Genomic DNA, 9,475 nt, shown 5'->3' with positions numbered 1-9,475 from the left:
CCGGGCCGGCCGTCAGCAGGCAAAAAAAAATCCGCCCCGAGAGGCGGATTTTTCATATCACCGGAGTGATTAGAAGCGGTAACCCACGCCAGCAATCCAGGTGCCGACGTCAACGTTACGAATACGAGACTGCTCGTAGGAGAAGTCCAGAGCAACGTTTTCGATCGGGTTGAACTGCAGACCAGCACCGTAGGAGAAACCGTAGTCGCTCATATCGGATTTATGAGGGTAGTTGTTGTTCTGGAATTTACCGTAACCAACACCCACTACGCCGTAGATGCTTGCCCAGTCGTTCAGACGGTAAGCCGGACCAGCGGTGATGCCGTAGTACTGACCTTTGTTGTAAGTACCGTTGCTGTTGTTATCCTTCTCGGTGTAGGTGAAGGAACCGATAACGCCCAGCGGGTTGTTATCTTGCTCGTAACGGTATTTCAGGTTGAAACCGCCAGCTTTGTTCGCTTTACCCTGCATGTCGCTCTGCGCGTAACCGCCGGTTACGGTAGAAGTTGCAGCAAATGCAGTGGTACCTACGGATGCAGCCAGAACAACGGCCAGTGCTGAAAGACGTGCAATTTTATTCATAACCACCTCAAATGTGTTTCTAATAAGTCCTAAGCCTTAAATATATCAAAAACTTTTGGGAAACTCTTTGGAGTTTACATTGTCTAACATACTTTTTCATGTAACCAAAAGTTTCCATATTTCTGTAACAATATGGAAAACAACAATTTTTGGCGTTAACTTACATCTTAACGCTCATTAAGAAATTCGCAAGCATCCAGATTAATCCTAACCGCCTGGTGAATTTCTCAGCAGTTTTCGCCATTGTACTGTTTTTGCCCCTGTTTTTTTCAACATTAGCTCAACCGCCGGCAGGTAATTCCAGTACACTGGAACTTTTACCCCTTTTGACAAAACCTGACAGGAGAAAGGATGCCCGGTCCATCCAGAAAAGCGGCGGCATGGTTGCCGATACTGGTGATTTTAGTCGCCATGACCTCGATTCAAAGCGGCGCATCGCTTGCTAAATCGCTGTTCCCGGTGGTCGGCGCCCCGGGCGTCACCGCCCTGCGTCTGGCGCTGGGAACGCTGATTCTGGTGGTGGTGTTCAAGCCATGGCGGCTACGTTTCTCCCCGGCGCAGCGCGTGCCGCTGCTACTGTACGGCCTGGCGCTCGGGGCGATGAACTATCTCTTTTATTTATCCCTGCAGCGCATTCCGCTCGGCGTGGCGGTGGCCCTGGAGTTTACCGGCCCGCTGGCGGTGGCGCTGTTTGGTTCGCGCCGCCCGCTGGATTTTGTCTGGGTGGCGCTGGCGATCCTCGGACTATGGTATCTTCTGCCGCTGGGGCAGAACGTGGCGCAGGTCGATTTAACCGGCGCGCTGTTCGCCCTCGGCGCCGGGGCGTGCTGGGCGGTCTATATTCTGACCGGACAGCGTGCCGGTGAAGAGCATGGTCCAGCCACGGTAGCGATGGGGTCGCTCATCGCCTCGCTGGTGTTTGTGCCGTTAGGCATGGCGCAGGCCACCGATACGCTGTGGCAGTGGTCGCTGCTGCCGCTGGGTTTGGGGATCGCGATTCTCTCCACCGCGCTGCCCTACTCCCTCGAGATGATGGCCCTGACGCGCTTGCCGACGCGCACCTTCGGCACGCTGATGAGCCTTGAGCCAGCGTTAGCTGCCCTCTCCGGTATGATCTTCCTCGGTGAAACGCTGAAGCTCTCCCAGACCCTGGCGCTCGGCGCGATCATTATCGCCTCGATGGGCGCCACGCTGACTATGCAACGGCAGAGTAAAGTCGAGCAGGTCGATATCAATTAACATTCTGTTACGGCGCCGGCCCGAGAGAAATCCGGGCCGTTCAGCCAAATATAAATACCTGATATTTAAATATTTTTAAAATAACCAACCACTTTGCGCTATCGAAGTGATATAGCCTGCCGATGCCTCACTCTTGAAAACCCTTGCTATACTTATTTCCGAAGTCATTTGGGACAACGCTCCACATCATTCAGATCTGAAGTGTGATGAGCATCAATATCAAGAGGATATGAAACGATGAGTACCGCAAAACTGGTTAAATCAAAAGCGTCTAATCTGGTCTATACCCGCAACGATGTCGCTGACAGCGAAAAGAAAGCGACCATTGAGCTGTTGAATCGCCAGGTGATCCAGTTCATTGACCTGTCACTTATCACCAAGCAGGCACACTGGAATATGCGCGGTGCGAACTTTATCGCCGTGCACGAAATGCTGGATGGCTTCCGTACCGCGCTGACCGAACATCTGGACACCATGGCCGAGCGCGCGGTGCAGCTGGGCGGCGTCGCCCTGGGTACCACTCAGGTCATTAACAGCAAAACCCCGCTGCAGAGCTACCCGCTGGACATCCATCACGTTCAGGATCACCTGAAAGCCCTGGCTGATCGCTACGCGGTAGTGGCGAACGATGTGCGTAAGGCGATCGACGAAGCAAAAGACGAAGACACTGCAGATATCTTCACCGCGGCTTCCCGCGATCTGGATAAATTCCTGTGGTTCATTGAAGCCAACATCGAGTAAGGCTTTGCCGCCGGCCCAGCGCGGTCGGCGGCGCCTCAGCGTTTCTCCCTGCCCTATATTCCATCCTTTGCTTTTCATCCTCCACTGGCCTTGCACCGTTTCAGGGCACCAGATTGATGAAAATGCGCGCAAAAGTAAAAAGATTGTAATAATCACCTCACACAATCGTTACGTCGAGATTGTTTTCCCATCAGGGTTTGCGCTAAAAATGGGCTGGTAATTCAGCACCCTTATGACGCACCAAAATGACGCCCCATCATGGTGCGGTCACTGCCTGAAATGATCGTTCTTGTGCAACGACTTACGCTTCGTTTGTTGAAAAACAACAGCTTGTAAAAGTGGCACGATTTTTTCATTAGGCTAGTCGTTCTCGCAGGGGATCGTCCCGTGGATATAAAAGGAAATGCTATGAAGTCTGTATTTAAAGTTTCACTGGCTGCACTGACCCTGGCTTTTGCGGTTTCTTCCTATGCCGCCAATAAGACCCTGGTTGTCGCCACCGATACGGCGTTCGTCCCGTTCGAATTTAAGCAAGGCGATAAGTATGTGGGTTTTGACGTTGACCTGTGGGCGGCTATCGCCAAAGAGCTGAAGCTCGACTACACCCTGAAGCCAATGGACTTCAGCGGCATTATCCCAGCGCTGCAAACCAAAAATATCGATCTGGCGCTGGCGGGGATCACCATTACCGACGAGCGTAAAAAAGCGATCGACTTCTCCGACGGCTACTACAAAAGCGGCCTGCTGGTGATGGTCAACGCCAATAATAACGACATCAAAGATGTCAAAGATCTGAACGGTAAAGTGGTCGCGGTGAAGAGCGGCACCGGCTCCGTTGACTACGCGAAAGCCAATATCAAAACCAAAGATCTGCGTCAGTTCCCGAACATCGATAACGCCTATATGGAGCTGGGAACCGGTCGCGCGGATGCCGTGCTGCACGATACGCCGAATATTCTGTACTTCATCAAAACCGCGGGCAACGGTAAGTTCAAAGCGGTAGGCGAATCACTGGAAGCGCAAAACTACGGTATCGCCTTCCCGAAAGGCAGCGACGAGCTGCGTGAGAAAGTGAACGGTGCGCTGAAAACGCTGCGCGACAATGGTACCTATAACGAAATTTATAAAAAATGGTTCGGCACTGAACCCAAATAATAAAAACGTACTTCGCCGGACCGAGGTCCGGCGACACCACAACGGTCTTCCGGCACAGGCCCAGCGGGAGACGGTATTTTGGCGGAGGCTTTCCTCTGCTCTCGACACGGTAACAGGAACGTATTATGCAGTTTGACTGGAGTGCCATCTGGCCTGCCATTCCGATTTTGCTGGAAGGCGCCAAAATGACGCTGTGGATTTCCGTCCTCGGCCTGGCCGGCGGTCTGATAATTGGTCTGGTGGCCGGTTTCGCCCGCTGCTTCGGCGGCTGGATCGCCAACCACATCGCGCTGGTCTTTATTGAAATCATTCGCGGCACCCCGATTGTGGTGCAGGTTATGTTCATCTACTTTGCGCTGCCGATGGCCTTTAGCGATCTGCGCATCGACCCCTTCTCCGCGGCGGTAGTGACCATCATGATAAACTCGGGCGCCTATATCGCGGAAATCACCCGCGGCGCGGTGCTCTCCATACATAAAGGCTTCCGCGAAGCGGGCCTGGCGCTTGGCCTGTCGCGTCGCGAAACCATTCGCCACGTGATCCTGCCGCTGGCGCTGCGCCGCATGCTGCCGCCGCTGGGCAACCAGTGGATCATCAGCATCAAGGATACCTCGCTGTTCATCGTCATCGGCGTCGCCGAACTGACCCGTCAGGGACAGGAGATCATCGCGGGCAACTTCCGCGCGCTGGAAATCTGGAGCGCCGTAGCCGTGATCTACCTGATTATCACCCTGGTCCTGAGCTTTATTCTGCGTCGTCTTGAAAGAAGGATGAAAATCCTGTGATTGAATTTAAAAACGTCTCCAAGCACTTTGGTCCGACCCAGGTGCTACACGATATCTCTCTGAAAATTAATCAGGGTGAAGTGGTGGTCATTATCGGCCCTTCCGGTTCCGGTAAATCAACGATGCTGCGCTGCATCAATAAGCTGGAAGAGATCACCAGCGGCGATCTGATTGTCGATGGTCTGAAGGTCAACGACCCGAAGGTGGACGAACGTCTGATTCGTCAGGAAGCCGGGATGGTTTTCCAGCAGTTTTATCTGTTCCCGCACCTCACGGCGCTGGAAAACGTGATGTTTGGCCCGCTGCGGGTACGCGGCGCCAGCAAGCAGGCGGCAGAGAAGCAGGCGAAAGAGCTGCTGGCGAAAGTCGGTCTGGCTGAGCGCGCGCATCACTATCCGTCCGAACTCTCCGGCGGCCAGCAACAGCGTGTGGCCATCGCCCGCGCGCTGGCGGTGAAGCCGAAGATGATGCTGTTTGATGAACCGACCTCCGCGCTCGACCCGGAGCTGCGCCATGAAGTGCTCAAGGTGATGCAGGACCTGGCGGAAGAGGGCATGACGATGGTGATTGTGACCCACGAAATCGGCTTTGCCGAAAAAGTGGCCTCGCGACTAATCTTCATCGACAAAGGACGAATTGCTGAAGACGGCAATCCCCAGGAGCTGGTGAAGAACCCGCCCAGCCCGCGCCTGCGTGAATTCCTGCAACACGTCGCCTGACCCGCAACGGCTCTCTCTCCCACGATGAGAGCCGCTTTTCCAGAATCCTCTTCCCTCCCCTTCCGCCAGCGGCTTCTATACTTACCCGTTTACGTTGCAACGGAGGTGCCCATGCCGTGGATCCTGCTTTTGCTCGCTGCACTGTTTACTGCCCCGCTTTCCGCCGCCACCCTCCCCGGCGTGCCGACGGCTAACACTGATAAAAACAGCGCCAGCGAACCCGATGTGGAACAGAAAAGAGCGGCTTATGCCGCACTGGCCGATGTGCTAGCCAACGACTCCGCCCGTCAGGAGCTCATTGACCAGCTGCGTAAAGCAGCCGCCACGCCGCCGCCCGACAGCACCCCGACGCTGACGCCACCGGCGGTGAAAGAAGAGACCACGGTACTGGAGAACGTCACCCAGATAAGCCGGGAATATGGCGAACAGCTCTCATCACGCTTTTCCCAGCTGTGGCGCAATATCACCGGCTCACCGCATAAGCCCTTTAATCCGCAAACCTTTACCAGCGCGGCCTGGCATTTTTTACTGCTGGCCGGGCTGGTGTTTGCCTTCTGGTGGCTGGTACGCCTCGCGGCGCTGCCGCTGTATCGCAAAATGGGCGAATGGGGACGGCATAAAAACCGCGATCGCGGTAACTGGCTCCAGCTGCCCCTGACCATCGCCGGGGCGTTTATCATCGACCTGCTGCTGCTGGCGCTAACCCTGTTTGTCGGTCAGCTGCTAAGCGATCGCCTGAATGGGAATAACCCTACCATCGCCTTCCAGCAGAGCCTTTTCCTCAACGCCTTCGCGCTGATCGAGTTTTTTAAAGCTATTCTGCGGCTCATTTTCTGCCCGCGCATTCCTGCCCTGCGGCCCTTTAACCTCAGCGACGAGGCCGCGTCATACTGGAGCCTGCGCCTGAGCGCGCTCAGCAGCCTGATTGGTTACGGTCTGATCGTCGCGGTGCCGATTATTTCCAATCAGGTGAATGTTCAGGTTGGCGCGCTGGCTAACGTCGTCATCATGCTGTGCATTACGCTGTGGGCGCTGTACCTGATTTTTCATAACAAAGCGGTGATTACTCAAGGGTTGATCCACCTGGCCGACCACTCACTCGCTTTCTTTAGCCTGTTTATCCGCGCCTTCGCGCTGGTCTGGCACTGGCTGGCCTGCGCCTACTTTGTGGTGCTTTTTTTCTTTTCCCTGTTCGACCCGGGCAACAGCCTGAAATTCATGATGGGCGCCACCCTGCAAAGCCTGGCGATTATCGGCGGCGCGGCGCTGGTATCTGGCATCCTGTCGCGCTGGATAGCCAAAACCATCACCCTGTCGCCCGCCACTCAGCGCAACTACCCTGAACTGCAAAAGCGTCTAAATGGCTGGATCTCCGCCTCGCTGAAGGCGGCGCGCATTCTCACCGTCTGTGTCGCCATCATGCTGCTGTTGAGCGCCTGGGGCCTGTTTGACTTCCGGGAATGGCTGCACAACGATGCCGGGCAAAAAACGGTGGATGTGCTGATCCGCATCGCCCTGATCCTCTTCTTCTCCGCCATTGGCTGGACGGTTCTGGCCAGCCTGATTGAAAACCGGCTGGCATCGGATATTCATGGCCGTCCGCTGCCCAGCGCGCGGGCCCGGACGCTGCTGACGCTGTTTCGCAACGCGCTGGCGGTGGTGATCAGCACCATCACGGTGATGATCCTGCTCTCGGAAATTGGGGTAAACATTGCGCCGCTGCTGGCGGGCGCAGGGGCGTTAGGGCTGGCCATTTCGTTTGGTGCGCAAACCCTGGTCAAAGACATTATCACTGGCATATTTATCCAGTTTGAGAACGGGATGAACACCGGCGACCTGGTCACCATCGGTCCTTTGACCGGCACCGTGGAACGAATGTCGATTCGCTCCGTGGGGGTACGTCAGGATACCGGCGCCTATCACATTATTCCCTGGTCCTCGATCACCACCTTTGCCAACTTCGTGCGCGGCATTGGCTCGGTTGTGGCTAACTATGACGTTGACCGCCATGAGGATCTGGATAAAGCCAGCCAGGCGCTGAAGGCGGCGGTGGACGATCTGCTGGCCCAGGAGGAGATCCGCGGTTTGATCATTGGCGAACCGTCGTTCGCCGGGCTGGTGGGGCTGAGCAATACCGCCTTTACGCTACGCGTCAGCTTCACCACCCTGCCGCTGAAGCAGTGGACGGTGCGTTTTGCCCTCGACACCCAGGTGAAAAAGCACTTCGACCGCGCCGGGGTTCGCGCGCCGGTACAGACCTGGCAGCAGCTGCCGATGCCGGGCGCCGACAGCCCGGCCGCCGAGTAGCGTTAGAATGGACGACGGCGTTTGGCGTCGTCCATAAAGCTCCAGGCGATAAAGCGACTTTGCTTTTGCCCCTGGGCCATCTCCTTTTTCACCACTTTCACTGCGCCGACCTCGGTCAGCAGGCGGTAGAGCGGCGGCAGATTATCGCCGCGCGACACCAGCGAGGTAAACCATTTCACCTGGCGGGCGAAGGCCTGGCTTTCGCGGATCATCTGCGAGATAAAGGCTACTTCGCCCCCTTCGCACCACAGCTCCTGCTGCTGACCGCCAAAATTGAGGCCGCTTTCGGCGCCGAGTCCGAGGTTGCGGCGCTTGCGCTCGCCCCCCGCCCGGGCGCTCTCTGCGGAGTCATGGAACGGCGGATTACACAGCGTGGCGTCGTAGGTCTCGTTTTTATGGATCACGCCGTGAAAGATAGCCTGGCTCTCTTTTTGCCGGCGCAGGCGGATCTGCCGGGTCAAGCCCGGGTTGCCATTGATAATCGCCTGCGCGCTGGCGAACGCCTGCGGGTTGATTTCACTGCCGGTAAAGCGCCAGCCATACTCGTGAGCGCCGATCAGGGGATAGATGAGGTTGGCGCCGGTGCCAATATCAAGGATCGTGGCATCCTTCGGCACCTCGCCGCTATCCCCGGCCAGCAGATCCGCCAGATGATGAATATAGTCGGCCCGCCCAGGCACCGGCGGACAGAGAAAGCCGTCAGGAATGTCCCAGTGTTTGACCGCGTAGAAATGCGCCAGCAGCGCTTTATTCAACGCCTTCACCGCCTGCGGATTGGCAAAATCAATGGTCTGCTCACCCAGCGGATTGAGCGTAATGTAGCCCTGCAGGTCAGGATGGGCCTGGCAGAGCGCGGGCAGGTCGTAGCGTTGATGGTGGCGGTTACGCGGGTGTAACCCCGGTTTCTGGGCTTTCATGACAATCTCCTTTGAACAGCCGCGTAAGATACCCGTTGACGGCGGCGCGGTAAATAAGGGAGTCTGGATATCTCCATTATCCGTGACAGGTGCAGCATGTACTTTTATCAACCTTCGCAGGGCCACGGCCTGCCGCATGACCCGCTGAACGCGATAATCGGGCCTCGCCCGATAGGCTGGATCGCCTCCCAGGACGCCGAGGGCCAGCGTAATCTGGCGCCATACAGCTTTTTTAACTGCTTTAACTATCGGCCGCCAATCATTGGTTTCGCCAGTAGCGGCTGGAAAGACAGCGTGCGAAATATCGTCGAAACAAAGGAGTTCGTCTGGAACCTGGCGACGCGACCGCTGGCCATGGCGATGAATGAAACGTCAGCCTCGATTCCGCACCATGAGGACGAATTCGTGCGCGCCGGCCTCACCGCCGCCGCCAGCCGCCTGGTCAGCGCTCCCCGGGTCGCGGAGAGTCCGGTGAACTTTGAGTGCCGTCTGTCGCAGTGTATTCAACTCACCACCGCCGACGGCAACCCTGTCGATACGTGGCTGGTGCTCGGTGAAGTGGTCGCCGTGCATATCGATGAATCACTGCTGGACAACGGTATCTATCAACCCGCCCGGGCCCAGCCGATCCTGCGCGCCGGTGGCCCGAGCGCCTATTACGGTATTGATGACAGCCTGCGCTTTGACATGATCCGCCCTGACGCCCGCTAAATAATCTACCGGCCAGAGTAGCGCTCCCCTGCGCCGGTAGCATGCAAAACGCACTGTTTTGCATTAAACATTCCCTGTCGCGCGGTCTGGAAAGACCTACACTTAAGCTATGTCCCATGCGGTTTATGAGGATATGCTGATGAAATTCGTCTCGCTGCTGTTCGCCGCGGCGCTCACCGCTCATGCCACCGCGGCCTCTCCCCTGCCACCGCCACCCGTACTGCCCTATGCCGGGCCGCTCCGCCCTGTCGGCACCGTCTCCCCCCTCCGCGCCCGCCCCCCCCCCCCCCCGCCGGCAGCTTAACGTGATTGGTTTCCA

At 56.8% G+C, this 9,475-nt stretch carries 9 protein-coding genes and 1 pseudogene; 8 read left to right on the top strand and 2 right to left on the bottom strand.

The window, feature by feature from the left end; genetic code table 11:
- Window positions 1–69 precede the first annotated feature (69 nt).
- The gene (gene ompX, locus HMPREF9538_RS07800; protein ID WP_002895845.1) at window positions 70–582 is read right to left on the bottom strand and encodes an outer membrane protein OmpX; all 513 of its coding nucleotides are present in this window, start codon (window positions 580–582) and stop codon (window positions 70–72) included.
- A gap of 351 nt (window positions 583–933) precedes the next feature.
- On the opposite strand from ompX, the gene rhtA reads away from it, so the two are divergent.
- From rhtA to ybiO, 6 genes are all read left to right on the top strand, one after another.
- Complete coding sequence (rhtA, locus tag HMPREF9538_RS07810; RefSeq protein ID WP_002895842.1) at window positions 934–1,821, top strand: threonine/homoserine exporter RhtA; 888 nt, start codon at window positions 934–936, stop codon at window positions 1,819–1,821.
- A gap of 237 nt (window positions 1,822–2,058) precedes the next feature.
- A complete protein-coding gene (dps, locus tag HMPREF9538_RS07815) occupies window positions 2,059–2,562 on the top strand; it encodes a DNA starvation/stationary phase protection protein Dps (RefSeq protein ID WP_002895841.1) in 504 nt (167 codons plus the stop codon).
- 408 nt (window positions 2,563–2,970) lie between these two features.
- Window positions 2,971–3,717, top strand: a complete 747-nt coding sequence (gene glnH / locus HMPREF9538_RS07820; protein ID WP_009485760.1) for a glutamine ABC transporter substrate-binding protein GlnH — start codon at window positions 2,971–2,973, stop codon at window positions 3,715–3,717.
- Window positions 3,718–3,842: 125 nt separating this feature from the next.
- Complete coding sequence (gene glnP, locus HMPREF9538_RS07825) at window positions 3,843–4,502, top strand: glutamine ABC transporter permease GlnP (RefSeq protein WP_002895837.1); 660 nt, start codon at window positions 3,843–3,845, stop codon at window positions 4,500–4,502.
- Window positions 4,499–5,221 (top strand): glutamine ABC transporter ATP-binding protein GlnQ, encoded by a 723-nt coding sequence (gene glnQ, locus HMPREF9538_RS07830; RefSeq protein ID WP_004142040.1) that lies wholly within the window; start codon window positions 4,499–4,501, stop codon window positions 5,219–5,221. The genes glnP and glnQ overlap by 4 nt, the downstream gene beginning before the upstream one ends.
- 111 nt (window positions 5,222–5,332) lie before the next feature.
- The gene (gene ybiO / locus HMPREF9538_RS07835) at window positions 5,333–7,528 is read left to right on the top strand and encodes a mechanosensitive channel protein (RefSeq protein ID WP_004142041.1); all 2,196 of its coding nucleotides are present in this window, start codon (window positions 5,333–5,335) and stop codon (window positions 7,526–7,528) included.
- Window positions 7,529–7,530: 2 nt separating this feature from the next.
- On the opposite strand, the gene rlmF is transcribed toward ybiO, so the two are convergent.
- Window positions 7,531–8,445 (bottom strand): 23S rRNA (adenine(1618)-N(6))-methyltransferase RlmF, encoded by a 915-nt coding sequence (rlmF, locus tag HMPREF9538_RS07840; protein ID WP_002895831.1) that lies wholly within the window; start codon window positions 8,443–8,445, stop codon window positions 7,531–7,533.
- A 96-nt stretch (window positions 8,446–8,541) separates the two neighbouring features.
- Here rlmF and HMPREF9538_RS07845 point away from each other — a divergent pair, with 96 nt between their 5' ends.
- Together HMPREF9538_RS07845 and HMPREF9538_RS32990 are read left to right on the top strand one after the other, a co-directional pair.
- The gene (locus tag HMPREF9538_RS07845; RefSeq protein ID WP_009485759.1) at window positions 8,542–9,156 is read left to right on the top strand and encodes a flavin reductase family protein; all 615 of its coding nucleotides are present in this window, start codon (window positions 8,542–8,544) and stop codon (window positions 9,154–9,156) included.
- Between the two features lie 139 nt (window positions 9,157–9,295).
- A pseudogene (locus HMPREF9538_RS32990) lies at window positions 9,296–9,385 on the top strand (hypothetical protein); the annotation flags it as partial.
- Window positions 9,386–9,475 lie beyond the last annotated feature (90 nt).

The organism is Klebsiella sp. MS 92-3, from assembly GCF_000195655.1.
GTDB lineage: Bacteria > Pseudomonadota > Gammaproteobacteria > Enterobacterales > Enterobacteriaceae > Klebsiella > Klebsiella pneumoniae.
Note: the sequence above shows the minus strand (reverse complement) of the source record. Positions and strands in the feature narration are given on the sequence as shown.